Origin of the sequence: Halonotius pteroides (assembly GCF_003605635.1) — an archaeon.
Lineage (GTDB): Archaea > Halobacteriota > Halobacteria > Halobacteriales > Haloferacaceae > Halonotius > Halonotius pteroides.
Genome location: NZ_QMDW01000005.1, coordinates 125,578 through 152,400, shown reverse-complemented (window position 1 = coordinate 152,400; position 26,823 = coordinate 125,578). Strand labels below are relative to the sequence as shown.

The window sequence follows — 26,823 nt, the reverse complement described above, 5'->3', positions numbered from 1 at the left end:
CCACGAGTCGGTCGAGAACTTCGTCTGTGCACTTCCGCTGGCGTATTTCGAATTCGACACGCACGACCGCTACGCAGGGTCGACTCGCTACGAGATGGACACGCTCTTTCGCGTCTTTATTTTGAAAGAGCTCCACGGGTGGGACCACGAAACAGCGCTGATCGAGTATCTCGAATGCCTCCCAGCACTCTGGGAACAGTTGGGCTTAGAAAGTGTCCCGAACCAGTCGACGCTGTGGCGCACCTGGCACAAACGGTTCAGCGCCGAGCTTCGCAGTACAGTCGAGACAGTTGCGCGGACCATCTTGATCAAAGCCCAGAACGCAGGTGTCTCGGTCCCGTGCGAACCAGAACGGCAACTACCATCTCACGATGACGACGTGGACGAATCAGACCCAGACGATCAGACAATCCTCGACGAAGCGGCACCGATTACGGATCACGTCAGCCGCGTCGTCTTCCCCGGATTCTCCTTGGACCGAGGTGAGAGCTGTGAGATTCACGAGAACGCCTACTGGGGATTACAGACGTATCTGGGGCTCCGTGAGAATTTAGCCGCTAATGAGGGTGCTCGGAGTTTCACCTATGAGACGACTAGAGATCGGACACCGTTAGGTCACGCCCATCGCGAGCAGGTTCGCGATCTCTCAATCGTGGAGATTCGTGAGATGTACCGACAGGCCGTTAATAGGCTCCTGAACGAGATCGCGAAGACAGAGCAGTTCTTCCGAGCTGGCATCGTCGCCATCGACATCACCGAAGCCGATCCCTTCACCGGCGACAGGACTGGGCACGAGGACGAGATTATCGGGACGAAAGAAAAGACCAACGAGTACGCCTATCAGTGGGCGACCGTCCAATTAGTAGGGAATGCCGTCCCGATCGTGCTGGACGCGAGACCAGTTCAGAAGGGCGAGTCCCGCGCAGAAATCGTTGAGGATCTCTTGGATTCGGCTGAGGAGATGGTTCACGTCGATAACGTGCTGATGGATCGAGAGTTCGACAGTCAGCACGTCCTTGAGATGCTCAGCCAGCGCGGCCTTTCCTACGTCGTGCCCAAGCGGATGCAGACCAGCGAGAAAGCCCAGGCCAAGCGGTTACTCCAGCGCGACCAAGACCGGTACGAGACCGACCGGAAGCTCCACCTCGGGAAGAACGAATGGCACGAGACGACGCTGATCTATCGGCGGAAAGAGAATTCAGAGCATAACGATCATCGGCAATACTCAGTGTTCATGACGAACCGAGGGAGTGGCCTTCTCACTGAGTATGGCTACCGGTGGGAGATCGAGAGTGGCTATCGGTCAATCAAACGGTTCATGGCTACGACGACGTCCAAGGACTTCGGACTCCGGTTCTTCTACTTCGCGTTCGCGTGTCTCCTGTACTCAATTTGGCGAGCGGTGGATCTACTCGTGCAGGTCGAGTTGACCGGTGAGTACGAGCATTCGCCGATTGTGACGGCCGATAATACGCTAACGCTGCTGAAGAAGGAGACTGGGGTCGGATAGTGAAGGGGCTCTCTCCGTGATAGCGCGTCGTCTGAGTGGCTACGCTATCGAGAGTCATCGAAATTCGCGCATATGGTTGGGAGTCCAATAGGATTGGCCGTCTGGAGAGTACTCTAAGTCGGGTTCTGATCACTGGAGCGGCCGAAACCACGCATCACAGCCCCGCTAAACCCACTGTAGTCTCAACTTCCAAGCAGATCCAGTAGTTGAGACTGGGTCACTCAATGCATATGATCCCAATTATCCACGCCCACTAATCAAGTTTAGTTGTACTACATCAATTCAATTGGGTAAGCTTTATGTGACAGTCCTCACCACCAGATATTGCGGTCGAAATCGAGAGACCCCACATCTGGGGTTAAGACCCTGGAGGATTAAGTAGTGACAACTATGAACTGCCCGGACTGCGGGAACGAGCGAACACGCGTCATCGATACAGGGACCAGTGCCGACGGAACCTCCGTCCGACGGCGCCGCGAGTGTCAACGCTGTTCGTTCCGCTTTACGACCTACGAACGTCCGGAGTGGGAGTCACTCCAGGTGAAAAAACGCGACGGTACCATCGAATCGTTCGACCGACAGAAACTCCGCGCAGGGATCGAGCGAGCCGTTGAGAAGCGAGATGTGACCGAGGCAACAGTGACCGCTCTCGTCGACGATATCGAGAGCGAACTGCAAGATCGAGAGGCACGTATCGTCTCTTCGAGTCTTATCGGCGAACTCGTCTCTGAGAACCTCCGTACGCTCGATAAGGTAGCCTACATTCGATTTGTCTCCGTTTACAAAGCATTCTCTGAGCCGCAGGAATTCCTGAGAGAACTTGACGCAGTCTTGGATGCAGAACTCGATGACTTCGAAGCCTCGAACAGCTCACTATGACACAAACATACGCAGCTCAAACGAATGTTCGGTCAATCCTTGACCGGGCGAGCATGACCCACGTCCAGACGTACAGAGAACAACGGAAACAGAAACCAACCAACAGAGGACGATTCCTCCGGGGTACGTGCCAATGACTGAAAACAAAACCAAAGGCGGAGATCCGGAGACAGACATCTTCTCCGAACGAACGCAGCTCAAACCGTACGAGTACCCCGACGTCCTCGAGTACAAAGACGCGATACGGAACAGCTACTGGGTTCACACGGAGTTCAACTTCTCAGGAGACGTTCAAGACTTCAAGGTCAACACGACTCCGGCCGAGAAAACCGTCATCAAGCGGACGATGCTGGCCATCGCGCAGATCGAGGTCCAGGTCAAGACCTTCTGGGCAGAAATCTACGACGAGATGCCCAAAGCGGAGATCGGAAACGTCGGCATGACCTTCGCGGAGAGCGAGGTCAGACACATGGACGCGTACAGCCACCTCCTCGACATCTTGGGGATCACGGAGGACTTCGAGGAGGTGACTGACGTCCCCGCAATCGAGGAGCGGATCGACTACCTCGACGAGTACCTCGAGAAGAGCGAGAGCGACGACAAACAGGAGTACGTGATGAGTCTCCTGCTGTTCTCCACGTTCGTCGAGCACGTCTCGCTGTTCTCGCAGTTCCTCATCATGACGAGCTTCGACAAACACGAAAAGAAATTCAAGGGAATCGCGAACGCCGTCGAAGCGACCAGCAAGGAGGAGCAGATTCACGGACTGTTCGGTGTCGAACTCTTGGAAATGATTCGCGAGGAGAATCCGGACCTCTTCGACGAGGACTTCGAAGAAGAGGTCCAAGCGGCCTGTCAGCAGGCGTTCGAGGCAGAGATGAAGATACTGGACTGGATCTTCGGTGAGGGCGAACTGGAGTTCCTTCCCCGGGCGCACGTCGACGCGTTCCTCCGGGACCGGTTCAACCAGAGCCTCGAGAACGCCGGTGCCGAGCCGATATTCGACCCGGACGATGACCTGCTCGAGGAGACACGGTGGTTCGACGAGGACATCATGATGACGAAGGATAACGACTTCTTCAGCAAGCGGTCGACCACGTACAACAAACACGCACAGAGCGTCACCGCGGAGGACATGTTCTAACGATGGCACAAACAGAACCAGCACTCGACGAAGTCAACCAGCAGCACGAGGAACCGTTCTACTGGCTGAACGAGGACAGCCGGGCGTTCCTCGACGAGGGGTACCTGATCGAGGGCGTCACCGCCGAGGAGCGGGTCAGGGAGATCGCGGAGCGGGCCGAGGAGATCCTGGACGACGACGGCTTCGCGGACAAGTTCTACGACTACATGAGTCGGGGCTTCTACAGCCTCGCGAGTCCGGTGTGGTCGAACTTCGGTCTGGACCGAGGCCTGCCCATCAGCTGCTTCGGTAGCTACATGGAGGACAACATGGAGAGCATCCTCTACACGCAGGCCGAAGTGGGCGAGATGACCAAGCTGGGCGGCGGGACCAGCGGGTACTTCGGCGAGATCCGGTCCCGAGGCAGCCCGATCACGAACAACGGCAAGAGCAACGGGAGCTACAGCTTCACGGAGTTGTTCGACACGATCATCAACGTCGTCAGCCAGGGCGAGACGCGGCGCGGCCAGTTCGCGGGGTACATAGACGTTGAACACGACGACCTGGACGAGTGGCTCAACATCAAGACCGAGGGCGATCCCGTACAGGACATCTACTACGGCGTCATCATCGGTGACGACTGGTTCCGGGCGATGGTCGACGGCGACGAGGAGAAGCGAGAGACGTGGGCAGAAATCATTGAGGCGCGGATCAACATCGGTGTCCCGTACATCATCTTCCGGGACAACATGAACGAAGGGAAGCCACAGGTCTACAAGGACAAGGGCTACGAAATCAATGCCTCCAACCTGTGTACCGAGATTGCACTGCCAGCCACGCTAGATGAGAGCTTCGTCTGTTGTCTCTCATCGATGAACGCGCTCCACTATGACGAGTGGAAGGATACCGACGCAGTGGAAACGCTGACGCGGTTCCTTGATGCCGTCATGGAGGAGTTTATTCAAGAGGCGGAGGGGACGCAGTTCATGGATCGCCCGGTGCGGTTTGCGAAACGGCACAGGGCGATCGGCATCGGCGTCCTCGGCTGGCACAGCTACCTCCAGAGCGAGATGATTCCGTTCGACAGCATGGAGGCGATGGAGAAAAACGAGGCAATCTTCCGCACCATCAAGGAGCGAAGTTACGAGGAGAGTCGTCGACTCGCCGACGAGTTCGGCGAGCCGGAGATGCTCGAGGGCTACGGTCGCCGGAACGCGACGACGATGAGCGTGGCCCCGACGAAATCCAGCAGTGTCATCCTGGGGCAGGTCAGTCCGAGCATCGAACCGCTGAAATCGAACTACTTCGTCCGCGACGGTGCGAAGCTGAAATCGACACAGAAGAACCGGTTTCTCGAGGCAATACTGAAACAGCGAGGCAGAGACGAGCGCGAGGTCTGGGACAGCATCGCACAGAACGACGGGAGCGTGCAACACCTCGACTGCCTGACTGACGAGGAGAAGGAGGTGTTCAAGACCTTCGCCGAGATTCCACAGATGGCGATCATCAACCAGGCAGCGCAGCGGCAGAAACACATCGATCAGGCACAGAGCCTGAACGTCTCGATCGATCCGAGCGAAGTGAGCGTCAAGGAGATCAACCAGCTCTACATCGAGGCTTGGAAGAAAGGGGTGAAGAGTCTCTACTACCAACACAGCGTGAACGCCGCACAGAAGTTCAGCCGAGACATCCTCGAATGCAAGGCCTGTGAGAGCTGATCTCCCATCGGCCGGTATGATAGAGTGGTCCATGTAAACTACGCCACCCTACCCCTCGGCGTATGCGTGCCTCGGTTCTTGACGGCTTCGGCGTGGATTTCATCAAACAGATTTGGTCGGAGAATCCCAGGGTGTGGACCGAAGAGCTCGGCGACGAGGTAGTCGACCTGATCACCGAAGCGGTCTAGTTAGAGAAAATCACACCTACGAGGCGTGTCCTGACGAAATGCTTGGCATGAGTACCGAGCAGTTCGCCGAGTACGTCGAACCCATCGCCGACCGGCGTCTTGGACAACTCGACTTACCGGAACAGTACGGGACTGACAATCCGTTCCCGTGGATGTCCGAGTAAGTCAACCTGAACAAGCAAGAGAATCCCTTCGAGATGCAGGCTACCGAATACCAGAGCAGGAGTAGCCTCGACTGGCAGCATCCGACCGCGTTCCGCATAGCAACGTGGTCCCCTAGCTGTCTTCGGAGCATAGCTGTATCTCCTGACTGAGGAGACCTTACAGCGTCTCTCGCACGAATTATTTTCGACTAATGACATCAACAGAGCAATCGCGACGGGACGTCTTTCGAACCATTGCACAGTTACAGCACGTCGATTGGCCTGTATACGGGTCGACACCGCTGTACGACCGCAGTTCGGTATCTGCTCTCCAATCAGACATTCGAACCGTCGCCAGAGTCTGGTTCGAACACGACATCCACGACTCGATTGGAGAGTTCGTTTCTCAGTACCCGCTGGAATACGTCGATTTCGGGTCGCATGACGAGTATTCTGGCTCCACGCGGTACCAGATGCCGCAGTTGGTGCGGTTGTTCTTGCTCAAAGAGATCCACGGTTGGGACCACGAAACGGCACTCTTGACGTTCCTTCGACAGCGACCGGAACTCCGTTGCGATCTCGGTTTCGAGCGTATGCCGGATCAATCGACTCTATGGCGCAGTTGGCACCAGCGTTTCACGACCGAACTCCGCGAGACAGTCGAAACGGCAGCTCGAACGATCCTGATCAAGGCCCAGGATGCGAGTCTCATAGTTCCACGAGAACCAGACCGAAAGCTCAGCTATCGAAACGATGATCAAGATGACTCAGCACCGGACGATCAGACCGTTCTGAAGCGGGCCAAGAAAATCACCAACCACTTCAGTCGTATCGTCTTCCCTGCATTCTCACTGAATCGCGGTGAGGGATGTGAGATCCACGAGAACGCCTACTGGGGCTTGCAGACCTATCTCGGGCTCCGTGAAAACTTGGCTGCCAACGAGGGTGCTCGGAGCTTCATTTACGAGTCAACGAGAGAGCGGACACCACTCGGACACGCTCACCGTGACCAAATTCGCGGTCTTTCGATACCAGCGGTTCGGGAGATGTACCGAGAGGCCGTCGGTCGGCTGCTGGAAGAGGTTGCAGAGACTGAGGAGTTCTTTCGAGCTGGAATCGTTGCGATCGACATCACCGAAGCCGATCCGTTCACGGGCGACCGAACGGGCCACGAAGACGAGATCATCGGGACGAAAGAGCAGACCGACGAGTACGCCTATCAGTGGGCGACGGTCCAGTTGGTCGGGAACGCCATCCCAATCGTGCTGGACGCGCGCCCGGTACGGAAAGGAGAGTCACGAAAGGATATCGTCGAGGACCTGCTGGATTCGGCTGAGGACCTCGTTCATGTCGATAACGTCCTGATGGACCGGGAGTTCGATAGCCAACACGTTCTGGAGATGCTCAGCCAGCGCGGGCTTTCCTACGTCGTTCCGAAACGGATGCAGACCAGCGAGAAAGCGCAGGCGAAGCGATTGCTCCACCGTGATCAAGATCGATATGAGACTGACCGGAAGCTCCACCTCGGGAAGAACGAGTGGCACGAGACAACGCTAATCTACCGACGGAAAGAGGACTCTGAACACGAGGACCACCGGCAATACTCGGTGTTCATGACGAATCGGGGGAGCGGGCACCTCACTGAGTACGGTTACCGGTGGGAGATTGAGAGCGGCTACAAGAGCATCAAGCGGTTCATGGCCGCGACAACCTCGAAGCATTTCGGACTCCGGTTTTTCTACTTCGCGTTCGCCTGTCTGCTGTACTCAATCTGGCGAGCGGTTGATTTGCTCGTCCAGGTCGCATTGACCGGCGAGTACGAGCATTCTCCGATCGTGACGGCCGACAATACGCTCACGCTGCTAAAGAAGGAGACCGGAATCGGGTAGATAGCCGCTCAGTCTGGGCCAACGCAGATTCTCTGAGTGACAACGCTGTCAGCATTCCCAGAAATCCACTGATATAGTTGAAAGTATGATATGATGTGTCGCTTGAGAGGCGATCCGAAGCAGTTTCTGATCGCGGATTCGGTTGAAACCACGCATCACAGGCTCGCTATCTCCGGTGTAGTCTCAACATCCAAAGCAGATCGAATTGATATAGCAGCATACAGTTTATAAAATGAATTGGTGAGCCTAAGATGCGGTATTTATCGGTTAGAGGCTCTGTATCGTGCGTATGCCACGCCACGGTTTCCAGTTTCGAGTGCGTACTCTTAGTGCGATAAGAGTACGTACTTTCAAGCAGGTGGCCGCCGTCTACCAAAGCGAATCCCATGACTCCACCCGACATCCCGGGTATTCCCGCCCAGATAGCCCTCGAAGCACGGTTCCACAGAGGCGGTGAGTGAGATGAGTTCTTCTGGGAACGGCCAGGACCACACGGACGGCCAAGATGGTCGGCCGGTCGAGATCGCGGACGTCGTTGAGGATTACCTCACGGACAAGGGCAAAGGAGCGGAAGGAAAGAGCGGGACGTACAGGAGGGATGCAAAACGCGAACTCGACCGCTTTCTCACTTTCCTCGAAGATGAGCGCCCGCGTTCGCCCACGACATTCGAGGAGCTGACTATCCGAGATATCCGCCAATACGCTCGCCATCTCGCGACACAGGATTGGACTGAAAACACGAAGCAGAACTATTACGCCCACATTTCGGCGTTCTGCGGATGGGCAGTACGCGAGGGATATCTCGACGAGAATCCGGCGTTAAAATCACGGGCGAAAGAGCCACTTCCAGAAGACGACGGACGGAAGACCGAGCGCCAACAGGCGTGGTCACCCGAGCAGCGAACGGCACTCCTGGAGTACGTCGACGAACAGGCACACGAAGCCATCGACAAAGTAGGTGAGAACCGCTACGAGGCGATCAAAGCGTGTCGCGACCGAGCGCTCGTCTATCTCCTGTGCTTCTCGGGTGTTCGCGGCGCGGAAGTCCTGTCCGATGTCGCCGACGCCCGACGAGGTCGTGATGGGCTTCGCTGGTCGGACGTCTCCCTCGAGGACAACACAATCACCGTCCTCGGGAAGAAGGGTGAATGGAGCGATAGGGCTGTCCCACCGTCTGCGATCCCGTCACTCGAACGCCTCCGGTCAGTACTGAACCCATCGAGTGACGACTGGCCCGTGTTCACGACGCTGTCGTATCCAACCCTCGTCGAGACGTTCAAAGACGAACTCGTTGAGCGGGACTATACGCGCAAAGAGGCTGAGAGTCTGCATCGCGAGCGGGTGAACGATGGGGACGTCTCGATTATCGAAGTCTGTGTCGAGTATGATGTCGACCCTCCGGCGTTGACGACCCACAGCGCACGGCGGATTTTGCAGCGACTCACAGAGGAAGCAGACACCGAATTGGATGACGACAAACACGGCTATCTTGCCCCGCACGGCGCTCGTCGGGGAGCCGGCGAAGTCATGGTTCGGGAGTTCGGGTACACGGAGGCTGCACGACACCTAGATAACTCCGAGGAGGTGGTTCGCGAGCACTACTCACATATCGAGGCGAGTGAACGCGCTCAGATGGCTGAGACGGCGTTTCAGAACCAGCGACCTAGCCAGAAAGATGTGCCCGACCAGGACTCCGACGGGTAACACTCATCTATCCACTGTGCCCCAGTCGGTAGCGGTCTTAATGTCCGTCATAGTAGTGCTAACATGTTGAATGTTCAAAAATGTAGTTACCGTGAATAATGGAAATAGTGTAACAAATAGTACTAACAGCAATAGCCTTTTTAACGGTAATATCGATGATAACGGTACTACTGATCATAGTAGTAATAATGGTAATATCGCATATACTGTTGAAATCGGTATTACCGTTATTATTGTCGCATCAGAATAGGCCCTACATAGGTTAAAATGCCGAATTGGAGGAATAGAAGCAGATCAATAATAGCATTATTAACGGTAGTACCGTTCTGAACGGTAATCGTCTGACGAACAATTATAACGGTATGAATTCAATTTGAGGGTAGTTATGACCGACACCTACCCAGAAGTACTCGCCATCTCGTTTCAGAAGGGTGGCACTGGCAAGACATTCACCTCGTTGAACATTGCGGGCGGTCTTGCAGCTCGCGGCTTCAACGTGCTTGCCATCGACCTTGACCCACAGGGCACTCTCACCGCAAACCTTGGGAAGCGAGACCTCTACAAAGACCTGGACGCGCTCTCACTAGATGAAATCCTTTTAGATCCGAAAAGTTGGGATAATGTGAACGACCTCATCCACACCGATCACGAAGAGTTCGATCTTATTCCCAGCAACCAGAGTTATAATGGAAATAAAACACCCCTAGACTCGGCTGATGCCGGCGAGAACCGATTGGGGCGACTCTTAGAACGACTTGAAGACGACTATCACTACGTTGTCTGTGATTGCCCACCGGATTTCTCACCATACGCGAAAAACGCGGTCACGGCCGGCGAGAAGATCGTCGTGCCGATGGAGCCGGAGACGGAGATGCCGCATTCGACAGATCTGTTGTTCGACCAATATGAGGTCCTTGGAATGATGCACGATCTCGAGATTCAGTATCTCGCATTCCTGATGACGGTTAACTCGACGAAGATGACCAACGAGAACAAGCGAATGGTCGAGTGGTTCAATGAAACTTTCGACGAGAAGGGCGTTATTACTGACCATCGAGCGGCGTTCGCGAGGGCCAAAAAGAGCCAGCAGTCAATCTACGCTCACCCAGAATCGCTCCGGAACGACGAAGTCGAACGATACGACGAACTCCTTCAATTGATTCTTAAGCAGACATCACCACCGACGCTCGGATTGGATGTTGAAGCGGCAAAGGCGATGACCGTCGAAGATATTCGCGCTGCGGCGGCCGACCAAGAGGTGGAAGCATGAGTGACGATCCCTCTGAAGACGACTTTGAGGCACAGATGAGCGATGTTTCAGAGCGGGCACAGAAGCTCGGAGTCTCCGGTTCGGACCCAAGCTCGAGTTCGGGCGCTGAATCGTTGCCCGAAAATACCACGGGTGACACTGAGGAGATAGCCGAAGTGGATTCTGATGATCCATCGGCTGCTCAGCAGGCAGTTGAACAAGAGTCACGCACGACTGGAGGACCTGATACCCACGAATACCCGAACCCAGATAGGGAGCTGGGAGCGCTTGCTGATGTCTATGCAAATAATAACGTATTCCTCTCACCCGAGGTCGTCGACGCCGTTGAGGGCCTCTGGGATGACATCGAGTATGAATGGAAGAAATCTCACGACACGGAACTCAACAAGAACTGGGACTTCTACATGGCCTGCTTCCGGGTCATCTTAGACAATCCCAATCTCATCCGTGACGAACTTGGTATGGACACTGAGGAGTAATCTCAGCGTTCTCTCCTGGCCAATAATATCACTTGTTTATATGTTCGGTATATAGGTGTGAACACTCATATTGGTAACAGTGGTAGTAACGTTAGTATGATTAATACCGTAGATACCGCAAACAACTAGGCGGCCAGTGAGTTAGAGACTTCGCGAATCGATATCGAGATCTCGGGTTGTAGAGGTGGCGATAGGCATTCTAAGTGAGTCCCACGATCATCAACCGAGTCTCGTCGATCCTCCCCTGGAACAGCCTATCGGCTGTCGATTGGGCCAAAGGATATACCATGTGAGTCAGTATATTCAACTCCGACAGGACTACGACACCCGGTCAGGAACGTCTGCGCGGATGAGTGACAGGTTCGCTCCCGTTAGAATGGGAATGGCCATCGTCACTCAGGCACTTCTTGGAGGGTGTTCCCCTGTGGCCGGTGCTTTTGGAGGAGTACGGGCCACTACGCAGCAGACGTCTCCGGTAAGTGTCGTAGTTTTGAACCGTGTAACATGGTTTAACCGAGGTCTGGCAATAGTATACTACCCTCGTCAAGATTGTATGCCTCTGAAATGCCGACCTCCAGGAGAACCTCGACAAGGAACTCGATGTCATGAATCTCTTGGTCAAGCCGTGTGCGCTCGAGTTCGCGAGCGAGGAGGGCATCGAGAAGGTACTGTTTGAGAATAGTGGCCTCTGCTGACCGAACCGCGTGAATTTCTTCGTCGGTCAACGCTGATTGAGTGGTATTGGGAAGCTTCCCATCAGGTCTGGGGACGAGGCCGGCTTGAATGTCAGTACGAACGCGCCTGTAGTGTTTACAGTCATTTTCCGGTGGCTCATCGGGGCACGTACAGGTTCGTTGGAGTGCGTCGACCTCGTAGATACCCCCGGACGCCGATCGAACCTCGTAGATGCCACCCTGTCGGAGCAACGAGACGTCCATCTCCTGAGTCTGAGCCCGGCCCTCACGTCGGATTGCGGCGTTCTCAATAGACGGTGTCGATTCTTCTACTGGGTTGGAATCGGATGCTGCTGTTGCCATCGGGATATCTGTCTCCATGGGACGACGACACGTCGTGATGCTGTACACGACTGGCAGGTGCCTCTGGTGTCGCCCCTCTACGCTCTCGGGGGGAAATAAAATCGGCCAAGTAGAACTGTACGTTTGATTGGCGGAGGGTATATCCTACGTTACAACCTCATTGTGTCATTGTGACTATTGCGTAGGACTACTGGCATCTGCGACGAACGAGCGGTTTTACAAGTGGTCGAGGAGAATGCCCCGGGGCTTGACCCCGGGGTTGAATCCGACAACTCGTGATACAAACGATTAAGCAAACACATCTATAATCAAAGGACAGCGATGGAGTACAGTCACCGCTACCCCGCATATCCGACACAAGAGGTAGCGGCTGAACTGGAACATCACGTCGACGTTCATCGCCAAGCGTACAACTACACCCGGTACGAGTACGAGAACGTGGACTCCGACAACATCGGGTCCGCGTACAAACACCACTACCGACTCCCCGACTGGAAAGACGAGTTCCCCATCTTCTCAGAAGTCAACTCGAAGGCTCTGCAACGAACAGTCACACGGTTCTACCAGAACCTCGGCGGACTCGCCGAGCAAAAGGAGAACGGACGGAAAGTTGGGAAACTCAAGTGGAAGTCACCTCGGAATTTCCAGAGTATGACGTACTCGCAGTCCGGCTTCGAACTCAAAAACACGAGTGGCCGACACGCGACACTCTGGCTCTCCAAGATCGGGGACATCAAAATCCGCTATCACCGCGACATCCCGAACGAAGCGGACATCAAACAAGTCACAGTCAAAAAGGAGACGACCGGCGGGTGGTTCGTCTCCTTCGGCCTCGAAACTGACGACGCTGGCCTGCCCGAGAAGCCCGACGTGGACTCGCTTGACGCGAGCAACAGCGTTGGAATCGACCTCGGTATTCTCAACTACATCCACACTTCGGATGGCAAGACCGTGGACTGGCTTGAGTTTGAAGACGAGTACGAACGACTCCAGCGCGAGCAACGCAAGTTGTCTCGCAAGGAGAAGGGGTCGAACAACTACGAGAAGCAACGTCGGGAAGTGGCGAAGGTGAAACACCACATCAAGCGGAAGGTGCTGGACTACCAGCACAAGATCACGACGTGGCTCATCCGTGAATACGACGCCGTGTTCGTCGAGGACTTGAACGTGAAGGGGATGCTCGAACAGTCGCACAACGCCCGCAACAAGCAGGATGCGGCGTGGCGACAGTTCATTAGCCTCCTCGAATACAAGGCCGACCTGTACGGCTGTCACGTCACGCAGGTTGAACCCGAAGGGACGACCAAAGAGTGTGCGTCGTGTGGTGTGAAGACGGTGAAGCCAATCTGGGTCAGGGAACATTCCTGTCCGAGTTGTGGGTTCGAGTGTGACCGTGACGCGAATGCGGCGATGAATGTTCTCCAACGTGGCTTTTCTGAGCTAGGGCTGGAATGGCCCGAAGACACGCCTGTGGAGACTGCGCTCCCTACGGACACCACTACGGTGTCTGCAAAGCGCGTCGTAGAAACAGGAAGCCTCGGGGCTTGACCCCGAGGCGATTCACGGTTTGCAAACGGGAATTAGAGCTCATCCCACATAGGTGAGTCAAATGATGAAGCAATCTCCTTGTCTGACTCACTCCCGAGGTCATGGATATACGCAAGCAACTCTTCCGGTGGCGACATCGCTGAGACCGTCTCGGCTTCATCAACGGGCACGATGTCTCCTTCATGTTCGCCTTCCATCTCCTGTTCTTGACTCTGTTCTCCGGGCAGGATCTCGCCGTTCTCCTCGTAGATACCGTCGATTCGGTCAGTGAGATGGCGGATGATACCCGCTCTGTCACGGTTCGCCCGCTCGTGCTCGAGGTATCGTTCAACGGTCGCAGCCTCTTCGATCATCGTAATTGCGGGCGTGATGACCCGGACATTCCGCGTATCGAGGAGTTTCTCGGGCGGGAGCTGTTTGAGGAGCGATTCATCGTAACTCATGCTTGACCAGGGAGTGCAGGTGGCTCGAAGCGGTTCCACGCATCGAGATGGGAACAAATGTCTGCAACGACGTATTCGATCGCTTCCGTCGTCGACGAATCGACGGGAGGCGTCTCGACGATTACAGCGAGTTCCAGGCCGTCCTCGAATTGGATGAGGGGGTGGGCGTCGTAGAGTGCTTTAACGACGGCCTTCGCAAGTGCATCCATATCAAGCGTTTGGGGGTCGTCGATAGCGTCTCGGGCGACAGCAGTGAGGTGTTGCATACGGCGGGTGGCGGCGATACTGGCGTCGATGTCGCTGCTGGTGGAGATGCGCTGTGCGGTCGTGATAGTGTTCATCGGAATGAGTCCCTCCACCGAAGCGGGGGACGACAAACGGGGAGTGGTGAGCCGGCCCTACGTTACATTATTAGTACGAAGGTAGCGTAGGATAACGCATGCCCGAACCTGACCCTGACGCTGGCGCTCCCACCAGCCCTGAAGAAAGGGGCGCAGAGATGCCTGCACCCCCGGAAGGGCTGGCAAAGCGCGTATGGGAGCCCCTGCAGGCACAGACTGTGTACGATCTAGAGCGAGTCATCGACTACTGCGAGGAACTTATCGAGCACAAGGAACGGCCGGTGTCTCCGAGTGAGACGGCCGGAGAGGGTGAAGTCGCAGACAAGAAACCACCGCAGAACCTCTCTCGTGAGGAGCAGCGTGTAGCGAAAGAAGAGCTCGAAGAAATGAGTACGGACGAGATGAAGGAACTCTCAGAGGATGAACTGACCCGATATGGACACGTCCAGATACGGAAACTCCCGTGTGGGCCAGGATGCGATGGTTGCCCCCATGGACCCTATAGGTACATCGTCTATCGAGATAGCCGAGGGAAGGTGACCTCGAAGTATGCGGGGAAGGCTGATGGGGGGTAGCACGATCACCGTACGGAACCCACGGAAGACGAGAATCCTATAGAGTCACCTGTGGTTTGCAGTCTCGACGACGCACTCGGAATCACGACACGCGGCGAGCCACCCATTCTGGTAGCCGATCCCCGCAAGGTCGTCGAATGGAAACCGGATCGTCACGTGCTCAGGAGTGACGTCGGGAAGTTGCACACGGAGCGCGTTGCCGTCCTGGTCGGCGGCCTCGAGGTAGCCACTCCCAGCGAGTGCGTAAAGTTCCCAGACGATGTCCCGACCGTCCTTGGCCGTCTCGGGCCACTCCACATCAGAGAGCGCCGTGCGGACGTCCTCGACCCACTGAGCGGTGTCCACATCGTCGTCGGTGATGGCGACGTCGTAATCGTCGATGACGCGATCGGGATAGAGCAGTCCGAATTTCGCAGAAAGGATCCACCAGCGAGCACAGAGTATCTCAGCGAAATCGCGCTTGAGGCCAAAGTATGTCGAACGGTATTTTTCGCGAGCAGGGAGCAAGCCGTCGTGTTTCGCGTCGCCACACCCGACGAGGGCAGTTCGGCGAACGAGGAGACCACTTCGAGTACTATCCTCGCGGCCTCCACCGTCAGTCTGAATCGTCTCGATTGTGGTCTGTCTCGTTGGCATCTGTCGTCTCGGAGCGGCGTGAGTCACCCCCGCCGGGACCTGTGTGTATCAGTCGGTGAGATTTTGACACCCGTTAGGGATGAATCGGCCTCCGCGGGCCACTCAACGTCATAGATAATCGGGTGACTGTGATAATAACCATGATTCGTTTGACAAGGGAGTGAGGATTAGTAGTGGACGTCGACGGGCGTCAGGTAAAACGAGGACTCGTCGTTCCCTGTATCATCGGTCGCAATCTCGTCAAGAAGTTGTTCGTATTCGGCTTGGCTCCGAATTGCGGTTCCGTATTCGTTGTAGAGGTAGTAGACCGGGCCGGCGTATTCACCGACAGAGTACATCGCATACCGGACGTCGGTTGAGTAGGAGTCGATGAACTCCTCTTCGCTTCGGGTGGGGCCGAGAGGGTTCCACGGTTCGACGTCGGCTTCAATACGGGGGCTTTCGAGGAGTTCCTTGTCGGTGTACTCTTCGAATCCCTTGCGGATGACAGCCATTCGTCGAGCAAGTTCGCGAGTGGTTGATACCCAGGCGCCCTTGAGGAGATCGTTCCCGATCTCGGAGTCGGCACGAGCGGAGCCCTCTTCACGGAAGATGTCAGGGAGTGACTCGCTCCAGCGACCACCATCGGTCATGAGTGTGCCGTAGTCGAACGTCGGGTAGAGCGGCGCGTCAACGCCCTCAAAGAGGCCGTGGGCGATGCCGGTCGCGTCTTCGGCGTCGTAGGCTTCGGAGACGACTCTGATGAGCATGTGCATAATGAATTTGGTCAGGGGTAGAGGGCGAACGCGGTATCGTCGGCGTCGATGCCGAATATGGCGCCAAAAGCGTTCCCTTCGGGATCAGCCGACGGGTAGAGGATCGTCCCGGATTCGAGTTCGAGAACGACCGTCGATTGCCAATCATGGGCTTGCCAGCCTTCGCGTTCAAGTTCTTCGCTGGTCATTTCACGAACGTCGGCGATGCGCTGTCCGGCGATATTGTCGTCTGTGGTGGATTCCATTTTGAGTGGGCCTCCACCGCGCGGGGGCCAGACAAATCAAGTCCTACGCTACATTCGGATACCAACAATTCGTACTGTAACGTAGGACAGGGGCGGCCGTCACGTCCGTTTATCCGCGATCTTGCCCTTGAGTCCTTCATAATATTCGACGTAGTCGCGCTCTGTCTGAGTTCGATATGCAAGTGTGCGCCCGCCTTCGTAGGTGACGACGATGGCCTGCTCGATGGGAAAGGGCCCGTCTTCGTCCGCGTAGTCGACAAGTTCTGCCCACTCATCGGGTGACCCAAGCGGATCGGGATCGCTGAGATCCCCTCCGTTGGCAGCCCAGATCGGGTCGTCCGGTTCTTTGACGGCGGGCTCGAGGCGTTCGATTGGCGTCTTCCCCTCGGCCGGCCACACTCCACGTTCCTCCCAGAATGCTCGCATCTCACGGAGGCTTCGACGGACAGTCCCACGGATGCTGAGGAAGTCAGCGTCTTGCCACCCGTCGCGTGACCAGGATTCGCCTTTGTAGGCGATACCCTGCGGGCCGTTCCAATCGAGACCGATGATGTCCGCAGGCGGGTCCCCTGTGAGATTCGGTTGGGTGAGCTCCTGGATGACGCGCCATTGCTTCGTCGGGCTGGCTCCAAGGAGATGCACACGGTGACCGCGCCAGTTGGCGATATCCGAGAAGTGCCACGCTTTGATATTTGAACGCCCCATCGCGTATCCGAGGACGAGCGATTCCCCGGGGATATCAGCGTTGGCGACGATATCGATGGCCTCGCGACACTTCGGGACGATGATGATGGTCGCGTCTGGGTAGTCGGATTTGAGTTCGCGGGCGGCGTCGACAAACGTGTGTGCTTCCTCAGGAGTGCGGGCATCGCCAACGACACCGATTTCGGGCTCAACCTCACGGAAGCGGGTGAGATACCGATCGAGGTCGGGCCGATTGAAGTCGTTGTCGAGCATGAGGATCGGGACGTCAACGTTGCGGAGATGGCTATCCTGAATCCGACAGTCCTCGCGAGCGCCGGTAACGAATCCGAGGGCGTATGCCTCAGTCGCAAACGGGGCTCGATGAAGGAACCCGATGTACTCGGCACGACGAGCGACTTCGATAGGAAGCGCGTCCTCTTCGCGTTCTCGTTCGGTGTTGCTGTCGGCCTCGATCTCGGACCGGTGGTCGGAATGCTCGCCTCCCGAGGCCCGGTGTCTGTCCTCGAGTGTGTCAAGAGTCGCCGGCGAGAGGTACGTGGAGAGGTCGAGTTGGCCGTGGCCGATGCTCTCGACTGAACTGGTATTGGAACTCACCATAGGAAGTGGCCGTCAGGATGGTCAGCTGGCGGCGCACGGCTCCGCCGCCGACAAAAACTGGCGGACGAAACCTCGCCTACGCGGAAGACACAGAAGGGGAGCTCGACGACGAGGATGCTCGTTCGGATGGCTCCACGGATGGGTCACGAAGATGGTCGTAGTCGATCTCGAGGCCAGCGATTCCCTCGACTGCGGCGGTCGCGACGTTCCCGGTGAGGCAGTTCTCGACAGTCGCGTAGCCGTGGAGCCGAGCCCACTCACAGGCGTCGGCGATGAGTCCCCGAAGCACGTTCACCGGGTAAGCGAGGGCGTCGGTCTGGACGCTCGCAGTGGACAGCGTGACGGCTTCGGTGTTGTCCCGGGTGTTCTGCTCCCCGGAGTGGTCTCGAAGGCAGAGTACGGCAACCAGGGAGTCTTCTGGCGTCCGGTAGGCGAAGCACGCGACGAGCGGTGCGGTGTCGTCAGATTCGCCACAGTCGTACTCATCGAGGAACGCCCGGGCGTCGGGGGTGAGGGTGGTTTCTCGACGAGCCAGACGCTCCTCCCGGGTCTGGACGAGTTCCCCCTGAGCAAGCGTGCGGGCAGAGGCACACGCAGGTCCGGCTGGTGTGTTCTTGTCGGTGAGGCGGGCCTGATCGGGACTGACGCGACCGGCGGGCCGTCGAGCCTCGATCGAATGACTGGCGAGGACGTATCTGTAGCGCCATTTCCGGTACCGTCCACCCCCAGCACGGCCCTCACGAGAGTGCCAGTCACTCCGGTCGGCTATCGTCGTCCCGAGAAGCTCGAACCCAGCGGCCTGGTACATCGTCCCCACGTTGTTGTTCTGGACACCGGCGTACGTAAGCAGGCGATCGTATCCTTCCAGGCGACTCCACGCACAACAGCGTGAGAGGAGCCACGAGCCGGTATTCACGGGCCGGTCAGGGTGGGCAGCGAAGCGATACAGTTCGACCGTCCGACCGTCGGCGTTGTGTCGCCCCCGCGGGCGTCCGAGGACCGCCATCGCAACCTCTCGGTCCTGGTAGGTGGCAGTGAGTGCGATTCGGAAGGGCGTGGTCACTGGGTCGTGCTGATACGCGACGTCGGGGTGCTTCAGGAAGCCGTTGACACGCTCACGGACTCTGGACCCACGCTCAGCGCGGAGCGATAGGTGCCCCGTTGACGACGCACCACCGGGCGAGACGAGACGGGGGTCACAGTCGCGGTATGTCCGATAGGCGTGGTAGGCGGCAAGGGAGTCGAATTCCGTCTCGAGTATGACGATCTCCCCGGAGTCGATCATCGCATCAGTCTCGTCTTGATTGGGGAGGCGACCGATACTAAGTGGGCCCCCTGGCGGGACGTACCAGTTGAAGGATCCGATGGAGTCGTCCCCAGTGCATCGCCCGATAGCGTTGAGGTAGGGGAACGCGATGATGTCGCCGGCGCGAAGCGGCCGTATCACTCTGGACGAGGGGTGGTGACGAGTACTCACGGGAAAGGAGAGGCGTTAGGCGGATGCCCAGCCAAAGAACAGGTACGTGTCTTCTTCGACGTGAATACATCCAGCAGGGCCCCACTTGCTGTCGATTCGAGAGTCCTGTTCGTCGATAAGCTGGCTGGCGTACTCGGCGGGGTCGGTGTCGCCTACTTCGTCGTCGGGAATACGGGTGAACGAGGTTTTCTCCGCGATGGTCCCGGTGTATCCACCCTGGCCGTAGTGGTACTGGGCGTCCTCGACGGCGTCGCTAAACGCGCTCTTGGCGTCCTCGCCGTTCGCTCGGGTGAAAAACGTGTGAGCGCCCATCAGCGGTCTCCCTCTAATTCGTCTTCACTGAGGTGAACCGCCTCGGCGTCGTCTGGAACAAGTTCCTCATAGGTTCGGAATTCCTGGCAATCGACACAGAAGACTCCGTTCTCACCGATATCGGAGTCGGTGATGGGGCCATTCTTTGTCACTTCGACATCGATATGTCCGTTCGCAAAGCGATGCACAGCTCCGAACTGTACTTGACGGATGATCCACGAGAACCGTCCGTTTCCACAATCTGGACAGACAAGCAACTCCGATTCGGAGTTCATCTAACGACCTCGTATATTCGCCGGTTTGTACTGCGGCTGGTGGTTGCCATCTTGTTTGGACTCCTCCACCGTCTCGGGGGCCACAAACAGGGTAAAATCGATCTCGTATGTGAAAGGAGTCATAGAATCGTTCACAGCCGATTTACTGCGGTGCAAGCGGTAGAAAATGTTGAATTATATGCATACAGAAGCCGATGCAAGATACAGAGCTTATATTCAGCAGCCGATGATCTATGCAGATTTCGCCGCCCGCGGTAGGCGTCTACTGTGACTCCTCATCGCCGAATCCGTCCAGTCGCGTTTGAGCCGTCTGCCCGCCGCCAGGGTCTGGATTCGGTGCGTGCCCCGTATCAATTTTCGTATGGCACGCCACACAGACGGTGACGAGATTCGGCATATCGTTGCGCTCCCGCGGGTCCTCGACGGTGCGCGCCGGCTCGATGTGGTGAACGGGCAGCCGCCGGTCGAACGCCGCTAGGTGAGTGTCCTCGTCAAGCCCGCACCGCTGGCATTCCCGGCCGTCACGCTCGCGGACCGCGCGCTTCTTTGCATCGTCGAACCCCGGCCCGTAGTCGATGGTGTCCTGGGCGTCGCCACCGCCCGCCCCAGGCGAGTGGATCGTGTCTGTGACGCCGTGGTTCGCGCGGGTGTCCTCGACGTCGAACCCGGCGGCCAGCAGCGCCTCAATCCAGCTACCGAACTCTTGTTGGTACACCCGATGGTACGGACCGTCGGCGGCGTTCACTTCCGGCGCCGAGGGCGGCCGGCACAGGGTATCGCCGAGGTCGCGCAGGTGCTCGCGCAGCTCCGCGCGGCTGTAACCCGGCGTCGGGACGTCGGCGGCCGCGAGGGCGTCCGACCAGCTCCCCCACCGGGTCTTGTAGAGGGTCGCGGAGTACCGGCCGTGCTGGTCCATGTACTGGCTCGACGGCGGGTGTCCAAGCTCGCCGGTGAGCGCCTGCAGGTGCTCTAGCAGTTCGGCGTCGGTTGCATCCCGACCGTGGGACGTGCGGGTGACCTCGAGGTTGGCGGCGCGCAGCGCGTCGTTATAGGATCCGAACCAGTTGCCGTAGCTGGCGTGACTGGGGGCCCGCGGGTATGCGTCCAGGTCCTCGGTGGTGGGAGTGTGTCCGAGATCGTCGGCGACCGCGGCGAGGACTTCGAGCATCGCAGCGTGGACATCGTCGTCGGAGTGGGCGTTACTCGCGTGGCTCCAGAGCCCGTTGGGCGTGACCGGCGTGCCGCAAATAGGGCACTCGACGGTGTCGTCGGGCACGGAGACCAGTTGCTTATGAGGCGGTACCACTGGGTCGGGCTTAAGCATTTGTACGAGGGTCCTGGCTCGCCCCGTCACGTCTTTGAGGCGAGAGCGGTGTGATGTGTCTTTCGCGGTTGGTTATCTATTCTGCGCCACGCCATTCAGCAATTGCTTAAAATCCTCTGAGCCGAGTTTGGGGTCATTTATCCAGTAATCCACGAAACAGTGCAGAGTCCGCCACCCCTCCGAAAAGTTGGGGTCCTGAATCAAGTCCCTGTATTGGTGGATTCACTCATTGGTGGCCACGAGATATGCGCGCTGTATCTTGCACGCGAGTCTTGACAAGACTTGGATAGACAGAGAGCGCGGAGCTTTCTATGACAGGCTCTCTCGTAATCAACCGTCAGTAGTAGGATGGACACTCAGGGTGAATGCCGGGACGATCCATAGCTCCTCGTCAGTACTGCCGTACTCGGGCTGAGTGTAGTCGCTGGGATCATCAGGGACGGTGTAGCTGTCGATGAGGTCTATGAACTGCCCGGCGCGGCAGATTGCGGTTCCGTCCTCGTCGTAGAGGTAGATGTCAGGTTCGGGTTCGAAGTCAACTTCAGGGCCTTCAGAGAGGTGATCACCCCAGTTGGTGCGGTTGTGGGCTTTATTAAATAGTTCGAGGCCGCGTTCGCTCGCGACGGGCACGGCTTCAGGGAGTGCGCCCCAGCCGATAGTGAAAGGACGGATATCGGGGTCGTCGGCTTCGTGGAGGAGCTCAAAGGTCATCCCGTCGAAGCCGGCGAGCTTCTTGGGGGCGTTCTCTCGAGCATCGAATGCAAGGGTGGCCTTGACGATCGCCTCAAAGCGAGATTTCGCCGGCACGACGGCGAACGCGAGTGCGTCAATTCGTTTCTCGTAGGTCACGGAGACGTCGTCGTGAATAGGTCCATAGGGATTCTCCGATTCGAGTTCCGTGTCGCGCTCACATTCCTTGCAGAGGGCCCGATCGGGATCGACGGGGCGATAACACTGGGTACATCGCGGGGCTTCGTCGACGAAGAATTCGCCGGCGTCATTGGGGCCGTAATGCTCGTCTTCAAAAGATGTGTCTCCGAAGTCGTCCTTGCCGTAGAATCTCCGGTCGTCGTCCCAAGGGCTTTCGGCGGTCATGGAGGGATTCCTCCCTCCTTCATAGATTGTTCTCTAATATAAACGAGCGCAAGCACTAGCGGCGAGCTTGAAGCAAAAGGGGGTTCACTGATAGGGTACGCGAGACGCGTCCTGTTCGCGAGAGTCCGCTTGTTGGCGGCGCTGGTCGGCCTCGAACATGAAGCGAGCGCTGGCTTTGTCCCCATCGAGGGTGCGCTGATCGACGGCGGTATCTGCAAACAGCGTCCTCTGGCGTCCGAACGCGTCCTCGGGAACCGTCTTCTCACCGTTCTGAGCACGGATAGCGGAGAGAGAACGGTTGTCGACGAACTCGTCGGAGCCGCCGGTCTCGATTCGTGAGGCTCGCTCCCGGGTATCAACGTTGACTCCGTGGTGAAAGAGCGTGGTCTCGAAGGGTTCGTCATCGAGGGCAAGCAAACCGGCCCCGTCGATGGTCTTCGTCTCGGTATTTTCGGGGTCATCTTGAGCTTCGTCTTCGTGTTCAGTTGTCACGAAAACAGACTGGTGATGCACAGTGAACGAGCGGTGTCGGTTCGGTACGCTGGCGCTGGTGTCGGTATCAGTACTCATAGATCGTAGTTCCTGTAGGAACGGGTGATTCGCCTGATATGATTCTCACGTCGTGCGGATTAGTGGGGTTGATGAGGCAGGCGATCCCCGCACCGCGTCCGGGGGCGACAAACGAGTAGGCCGTGGGCAGGCCGGTCTTGGATTTCTATTGATGAGTTTAGCCATGACGGACCACTATATCCCAAATTCAATTGTGTCTGTAGAATTAAACTCGCCGAGGTTCTCGTTCCCGTTGAGGAGGATGATACGAAGCGTATCGAAGTCTCCATCGAGGCTCCCCGTCACCGTAACAGGCCCGTACCAATACCCCTCTTCGTCGCGAACCTCACTCTCGGAGCAGGCAGGGTCGTGGCTGTACGCGAGGTAGATCGTCGCGGTGGGCCCCCTAACATAGAGATGATTGACGCCAAAGTATCCGCACTTGTTTCTGTAGTGGAAGCCGCCCTCTGCCGTGAACGCACCGTCGCCGTCGACGGTGAGCTCTAGCCCATCCACCCGGTGCATCGTGTGGGGCGGGCTCACGACCCAGTCCTCGATGGTCGAATTGTGGACGGCAACGTCGGCGAGTTTCTTCCCAGGCTCGGGATCATCGTAATGCGGATTCCAGTCGTTCGTGGCGGGCGAGGTGATCGGCCCGACATAGACGCGGTCAATTGGGTCGAAGCGTTCAGGATATCTGGTGTACGAAGGGGGGAGGTCGCCAGGCATCACGCCGGGACCGTTCGGCAGTCCACCAGGTCTATCGTCGTCAGGGTCAGGCTCGGGCGTTGGTTCGGGGGTTCCGTCGCTGGTGTCGGGTTGGTTCGTCGTCGTGAACGTTCGAGCAGGAGTCTGCCCACCACCGCTCCCGGGTCCGTCTTCGTCAGTCGCGTTCTGCTCGCTGTTGACGGGTTCTGCGCCGAAGACGCCGAGACATCCGGCGAGGCTGGCGAGGCCAACTGTCCCAATACCGCCGAGAACAGTCCGACGGGTTACTCGTCGAGTGCTGCCGGGAGTGACTGCTTTCGATTGGGAGAGCGGATCTTGAGGAATCATCATAGAGGGCGGTCCCGCTTCTACACCTGTTCGCGTTCGTCGGCGGACTGTTCTCCTTCTCGTGCTCGTTTCTCTCGGAGTTGTCGAGCCTCACATTCGGTGAGGGCTTCTTCTGGGACGCTGAGATAATCGAGCGCCCACTCTTCGATCTCAGGAAGCGTCATCGGGTGAGGGAGTTCGTGATGCCCGACGGGACGGGCGAGGAAGGAGCCATCATCGTCGCGAAGATCCTCATCATAGTACCCGAGAAAGTATCGCTCGAGGCCGTTCACCCCTGGACCATCCATGATGGTAATCATGGTGAAGGAGTCCGCCTCGAACTCTGATTCGAGGCTGAGGGTCGGATATTTGGAGGTAATATTCACAGGTACAGTAGGACTGGTCTGCTCATAAGTGAGACTGAATCACATCAAATGTGGCGGCTACAGTTCTTTCGAAGGACATGGCTCTTCTGTCTCAGCGCCGTCGGTGTCGTCCAGACAGAACTGCCTGTTCCATAGGTTGAACTGGAGTTGCTCGCAGAATCGACACCAGGCGGTATTTTCCTCGTATGGATGCCGATTCGGGTCGATTAGGTTCCCACAGATACACTCAACCAACGGGTCGGCAACGTCAGGACGGCTCGGCTTCCCGGCAGCGAACGCGCTGAGGGGGACGACTCGCAAGCGCCCGGATGCGGTTGCTGCGTCTGCCGGCTCATCGGCGTAGGCAGCCGCGATGAGTGCGTCGACGGCATCGCCGTAGTCCATGTACGCTTGGAGAGTGCGAATCCAGGCGGGGACGCGGTCAGCCCACTCAGGGTCAGTCACACGAGCGTGAGCGGCCTTCGACTGCCACGACGTCGTATCGGCCGAATCGAGTGCCCGGAGGGTCTCGGCGTCCTCGAGAACGGTCTTCGAGATCCCGAAGCCGTGGAGCGCATACTTCGAGGGGATAGCGTCGCGCAACTCCTGAATGATCGCACGAACTTCATTGGTTTTGTTCGGGCGAAGAATTGACCCGATGCCAAGCGTTGGTGAGGCGAGGCCGTGCTCTTTGAGGTAGTCGAACGACCACAGATACTCTTCGATGTCGTGCCCCTGCAAGACGGCAACGGGTTCGGCGGTGAGACCGGCTCCCTCCGCAGCTTCCAGGCAGTAGACGTGGTCGCGTATTGACCACTCCTGGTGGGTGCGGACATCCCGGTCGGCGTCGCGAAGAAGATCGTGGGCACACGCCCAATCCCGGAGGGTGTACTTTTCGATTTGATCGTCGTACTCGCTCAAGTAGGCAACATAGTCGTCAATGCTCGTCGGGTAATGGTTGAACTTCTTCTGAACGCTGTACCCGCCGGAATCGATGAACCAGTTCGGCCCCTCGAAAGGGCGATTGTCCCGGCGAGCGTAGGATATCATCGCATATCCAGGGTGTGGGATGGCGTTGAGGTCGACACCAGCAGTGAGAAGCGCTTCCAGGTCGTCGAGATCGAGTACGTCGGGATTTGTGGCGGCAAGTGCAGCCGTCCCGATGGCTTTTCGCGATGATCCGGACCCGACCGTGTAGTGGAACTTGAACCGCTCACTCTCCTGTACTCCGGGCGATAGCGATTCACCGTGAGAAGGCGATCGCTGACCGGGACTGGCGGGTGCTTCTGAGGACATCGTCTCTGATCTCGCGCACCCTCCAGCGAGCGACAAACGGAGGCAGTCGGGTGGCTTGGCGGCCGAGCAATTCGGGGTTAACGAGATGCACAGTTTGTCGCGGATTGAATCGGAGTCGAAATCTCAGCTATTTGGTTCGTCCAGGAGTTCGATGGTGACGGCCGCCTCAAGATGATGCCACAGTAGACCAGACCGAAACGTCTCAGTAAGGGTTGTTGCGCAATCAGGGAATTGAGCAGGCTCTTGGACGTCGTGGAGATCGTACACCCGAGCAAGGGTCTGGAGCGTATAGGCGATGACGACGAGATCGCTTCCAAAGGGGTCGCGGTCAGTATGGAGGAGATCGTCAAACGCCGAGTAGCGAGCCTCGAGCAGTTGGTCGGAATTCACTATTTCGAGCGAGGTTTTCATCTCGTCGAGTTCACCGAGGACATCGTCGACGAGAGATTCGACGAGCGGTAGCGGTTCGGGGACCGGTGTTGGAATGAAGGTCTGAGTCATTCGGAGACTGCCTCCCCATCATTAGTGCCACCGTCACCTTTGGCCTCGGCTTTCTCACGGAGGCGAGCTTTCTCGGCACAGTGGTCGGCATACACCCGAGAAAAGCGATTTCGCTGACTCTCGAGGGTCATCTGGGAGCTCCGGGCTCGGCGAGCTCGGTCGAACGCGAACGGGTCACGATACTGCAGATGCGTCGGGATACTGACTTTGGCGAGGTCACCCCCGGATGAGACACCGAGTTCTCTAAGATAGCGTCGGAGCAGCGCCTCCGTAGAGCCGATTTTCGACCGCAGTGCTCGAAGCGTGCGCTCGTGACCGGATGAGAGACCATCACGCGCCTCGTAGTCGATAGCATCGAGGTCGATCTCCTCCCACCGAGGCACGTTATTGGGCGTAGAGTCACCGGTCATGCACTGGCTTGCGCTTCGTCCGGGATATTCGCGCTCGGTGCGTCTGGGGTGATGGGTGCGCAGACGGCGGGTGGGTCGGGATCGGTGTCGTTGTTGTTCTGAAAGCGACGGGCGATTCGGTCGTGGAGTGTTGTGCGCTCCCGATCGTCGTCCGTGTCATCGTACGGACGACCGGTAGGGAGGGCGATTCGACCGGAGATTGTCCCGTCGCCGTGTGCGGTGAAGAGGACGTGGTCGGTGGCGTAGCCAAACGTGTTGACCGCGAGTTCGTGGAGCTGTTCTACTTCACTACGGGTGCGTTCAGGCGCGTCTCCTGCGACTTCATAGGTCATGTTTGTACGTCCCTCACCGGCACGGGGGGCGACAAAACTGGTCCTACTCTACGCTCGCGTCCGTACT

29 protein-coding genes and 1 pseudogene are annotated in these 26,823 nt (G+C 57.5%); 11 read left to right on the top strand and 19 right to left on the bottom strand.

What is annotated here, in order from left to right:
* From DP106_RS05205 to DP106_RS05165, 9 genes and pseudogenes are all read left to right on the top strand, one after another.
* On the top strand, positions 1 to 1,510 hold a 1,510-nt coding region (locus DP106_RS05205; protein ID WP_240625327.1), incomplete at its 5' end, for a transposase.
* 390 nt (positions 1,511 to 1,900) lie between these two features.
* Positions 1,901 to 2,389: a transcriptional regulator NrdR gene (gene nrdR, locus DP106_RS05200; RefSeq protein ID WP_120083856.1), complete on the top strand. Its 489-nt coding sequence runs from the start codon at positions 1,901 to 1,903 to the stop codon at positions 2,387 to 2,389.
* A gap of 133 nt (positions 2,390 to 2,522) precedes the next feature.
* The gene (locus DP106_RS05195) at positions 2,523 to 3,533 is read left to right on the top strand and encodes a ribonucleotide-diphosphate reductase subunit beta (RefSeq protein WP_120083855.1); all 1,011 of its coding nucleotides are present in this window, start codon (positions 2,523 to 2,525) and stop codon (positions 3,531 to 3,533) included.
* A gap of 2 nt (positions 3,534 to 3,535) precedes the next feature.
* A complete protein-coding gene (locus DP106_RS05190; RefSeq protein ID WP_120083854.1) occupies positions 3,536 to 5,230 on the top strand; it encodes a ribonucleoside-diphosphate reductase subunit alpha in 1,695 nt (564 codons plus the stop codon).
* A gap of 83 nt (positions 5,231 to 5,313) precedes the next feature.
* Positions 5,314 to 5,657: pseudogene (locus DP106_RS16525) on the top strand (ribonucleotide-diphosphate reductase subunit beta); the annotation flags it as partial.
* Between the two features lie 116 nt (positions 5,658 to 5,773).
* Positions 5,774 to 7,450 carry a transposase gene (locus DP106_RS16220; RefSeq protein WP_120083852.1) on the top strand — a complete coding sequence of 559 codons (1,677 nt, stop codon included), beginning with the start codon at positions 5,774 to 5,776 and terminating at the stop codon, positions 7,448 to 7,450.
* Between the two features lie 462 nt (positions 7,451 to 7,912).
* Complete coding sequence (locus DP106_RS05175; protein WP_165857825.1) at positions 7,913 to 9,154, top strand: tyrosine-type recombinase/integrase; 1,242 nt, start codon at positions 7,913 to 7,915, stop codon at positions 9,152 to 9,154.
* Between the two features lie 385 nt (positions 9,155 to 9,539).
* Positions 9,540 to 10,424, top strand: coding sequence for a ParA family protein (locus DP106_RS05170; protein WP_112077660.1), 885 nt, complete (start codon positions 9,540 to 9,542; stop codon positions 10,422 to 10,424).
* Positions 10,421 to 10,903 carry a hypothetical protein gene (locus tag DP106_RS05165; protein ID WP_120083851.1) on the top strand — a complete coding sequence of 161 codons (483 nt, stop codon included), beginning with the start codon at positions 10,421 to 10,423 and terminating at the stop codon, positions 10,901 to 10,903. The genes DP106_RS05170 and DP106_RS05165 overlap by 4 nt, the downstream gene beginning before the upstream one ends.
* A 509-nt stretch (positions 10,904 to 11,412) precedes the next feature.
* Here the strand turns inward: DP106_RS05165 and DP106_RS05160 are convergent.
* On the bottom strand, positions 11,413 to 11,958 hold the full coding sequence (locus DP106_RS05160; RefSeq protein ID WP_120083850.1) for a hypothetical protein: 546 nt from the start codon (positions 11,956 to 11,958) through the stop codon (positions 11,413 to 11,415).
* Between the two features lie 303 nt (positions 11,959 to 12,261).
* Between DP106_RS05160 and DP106_RS05155 the strand changes: the two genes are divergently transcribed.
* Positions 12,262 to 13,488 (top strand): RNA-guided endonuclease InsQ/TnpB family protein, encoded by a 1,227-nt coding sequence (locus DP106_RS05155; protein WP_120083849.1) that lies wholly within the window; start codon positions 12,262 to 12,264, stop codon positions 13,486 to 13,488.
* 32 nt (positions 13,489 to 13,520) lie between these two features.
* On the opposite strand, the gene DP106_RS05150 is transcribed toward DP106_RS05155, so the two are convergent.
* Positions 13,521 to 13,931 carry a hypothetical protein gene (locus DP106_RS05150; protein ID WP_120083847.1) on the bottom strand — a complete coding sequence of 137 codons (411 nt, stop codon included), beginning with the start codon at positions 13,929 to 13,931 and terminating at the stop codon, positions 13,521 to 13,523.
* Positions 13,928 to 14,272 carry a hypothetical protein gene (locus DP106_RS05145; RefSeq protein ID WP_120083846.1) on the bottom strand — a complete coding sequence of 115 codons (345 nt, stop codon included), beginning with the start codon at positions 14,270 to 14,272 and terminating at the stop codon, positions 13,928 to 13,930. The genes DP106_RS05150 and DP106_RS05145 overlap by 4 nt, the downstream gene beginning before the upstream one ends.
* 98 nt (positions 14,273 to 14,370) lie before the next feature.
* On the opposite strand from DP106_RS05145, the gene DP106_RS05140 reads away from it, so the two are divergent.
* The gene (locus DP106_RS05140; protein ID WP_120083845.1) at positions 14,371 to 14,847 is read left to right on the top strand and encodes a hypothetical protein; all 477 of its coding nucleotides are present in this window, start codon (positions 14,371 to 14,373) and stop codon (positions 14,845 to 14,847) included.
* Positions 14,848 to 14,892: 45 nt separating this feature from the next.
* On the opposite strand, the gene DP106_RS05135 is transcribed toward DP106_RS05140, so the two are convergent.
* From DP106_RS05135 to DP106_RS05050, 16 genes are all read right to left on the bottom strand, one after another.
* Positions 14,893 to 15,483, bottom strand: a complete 591-nt coding sequence (locus DP106_RS05135) for a DUF6884 domain-containing protein (RefSeq protein ID WP_120083843.1) — start codon at positions 15,481 to 15,483, stop codon at positions 14,893 to 14,895.
* 167 nt (positions 15,484 to 15,650) lie between these two features.
* Complete coding sequence (locus DP106_RS05130) at positions 15,651 to 16,232, bottom strand: hypothetical protein (RefSeq protein ID WP_120083842.1); 582 nt, start codon at positions 16,230 to 16,232, stop codon at positions 15,651 to 15,653.
* 17 nt (positions 16,233 to 16,249) lie between these two features.
* A complete protein-coding gene (locus DP106_RS05125; RefSeq protein WP_120083840.1) occupies positions 16,250 to 16,483 on the bottom strand; it encodes a hypothetical protein in 234 nt (77 codons plus the stop codon).
* Positions 16,484 to 16,582: 99 nt separating this feature from the next.
* Positions 16,583 to 17,785 (bottom strand): DUF6610 family protein, encoded by a 1,203-nt coding sequence (locus tag DP106_RS05120; RefSeq protein WP_205738885.1) that lies wholly within the window; start codon positions 17,783 to 17,785, stop codon positions 16,583 to 16,585.
* Between the two features lie 76 nt (positions 17,786 to 17,861).
* A complete protein-coding gene (locus tag DP106_RS05115; RefSeq protein ID WP_120083839.1) occupies positions 17,862 to 19,232 on the bottom strand; it encodes an XF1762 family protein in 1,371 nt (456 codons plus the stop codon).
* A 45-nt stretch (positions 19,233 to 19,277) separates the two neighbouring features.
* Positions 19,278 to 19,574, bottom strand: a complete 297-nt coding sequence (locus DP106_RS05110) for a hypothetical protein (protein WP_114450749.1) — start codon at positions 19,572 to 19,574, stop codon at positions 19,278 to 19,280.
* Positions 19,574 to 19,849 carry a hypothetical protein gene (locus DP106_RS05105; RefSeq protein ID WP_120083838.1) on the bottom strand — a complete coding sequence of 92 codons (276 nt, stop codon included), beginning with the start codon at positions 19,847 to 19,849 and terminating at the stop codon, positions 19,574 to 19,576. Before DP106_RS05105 ends, DP106_RS05110 begins: the two co-directional genes overlap by 1 nt.
* Positions 19,850 to 20,111: 262 nt before the next feature.
* A complete protein-coding gene (locus DP106_RS05100; RefSeq protein ID WP_114450751.1) occupies positions 20,112 to 21,173 on the bottom strand; it encodes a homing endonuclease associated repeat-containing protein in 1,062 nt (353 codons plus the stop codon).
* Positions 21,174 to 21,503: 330 nt separating this feature from the next.
* Positions 21,504 to 22,268: a hypothetical protein gene (locus tag DP106_RS05095; protein ID WP_120083836.1), complete on the bottom strand. Its 765-nt coding sequence runs from the start codon at positions 22,266 to 22,268 to the stop codon at positions 21,504 to 21,506.
* A gap of 84 nt (positions 22,269 to 22,352) precedes the next feature.
* The gene (locus DP106_RS05090) at positions 22,353 to 22,760 is read right to left on the bottom strand and encodes a hypothetical protein (RefSeq protein ID WP_205738884.1); all 408 of its coding nucleotides are present in this window, start codon (positions 22,758 to 22,760) and stop codon (positions 22,353 to 22,355) included.
* A 252-nt stretch (positions 22,761 to 23,012) separates the two neighbouring features.
* Complete coding sequence (locus tag DP106_RS05085) at positions 23,013 to 23,876, bottom strand: hypothetical protein (protein WP_120083835.1); 864 nt, start codon at positions 23,874 to 23,876, stop codon at positions 23,013 to 23,015.
* A gap of 17 nt (positions 23,877 to 23,893) precedes the next feature.
* Positions 23,894 to 24,238, bottom strand: a complete 345-nt coding sequence (locus DP106_RS05080) for a hypothetical protein (RefSeq protein WP_120083833.1) — start codon at positions 24,236 to 24,238, stop codon at positions 23,894 to 23,896.
* 57 nt (positions 24,239 to 24,295) lie between these two features.
* Entirely contained in the window at positions 24,296 to 25,513 is a 1,218-nt protein-coding gene (locus tag DP106_RS15775; protein WP_165857824.1) for a deazapurine DNA modification protein DpdA family protein, read from the bottom strand.
* A gap of 123 nt (positions 25,514 to 25,636) precedes the next feature.
* On the bottom strand, positions 25,637 to 26,014 hold the full coding sequence (locus DP106_RS05060) for a hypothetical protein (RefSeq protein ID WP_120083829.1): 378 nt from the start codon (positions 26,012 to 26,014) through the stop codon (positions 25,637 to 25,639).
* Positions 26,011 to 26,424, bottom strand: coding sequence for a hypothetical protein (locus DP106_RS05055; RefSeq protein WP_120083827.1), 414 nt, complete (start codon positions 26,422 to 26,424; stop codon positions 26,011 to 26,013). Before DP106_RS05055 ends, DP106_RS05060 begins: the two co-directional genes overlap by 4 nt.
* A complete protein-coding gene (locus DP106_RS05050; protein WP_120083826.1) occupies positions 26,421 to 26,756 on the bottom strand; it encodes a hypothetical protein in 336 nt (111 codons plus the stop codon). The genes DP106_RS05055 and DP106_RS05050 overlap by 4 nt, the downstream gene beginning before the upstream one ends.
* Positions 26,757 to 26,823: the final 67 nt, after the last annotated feature.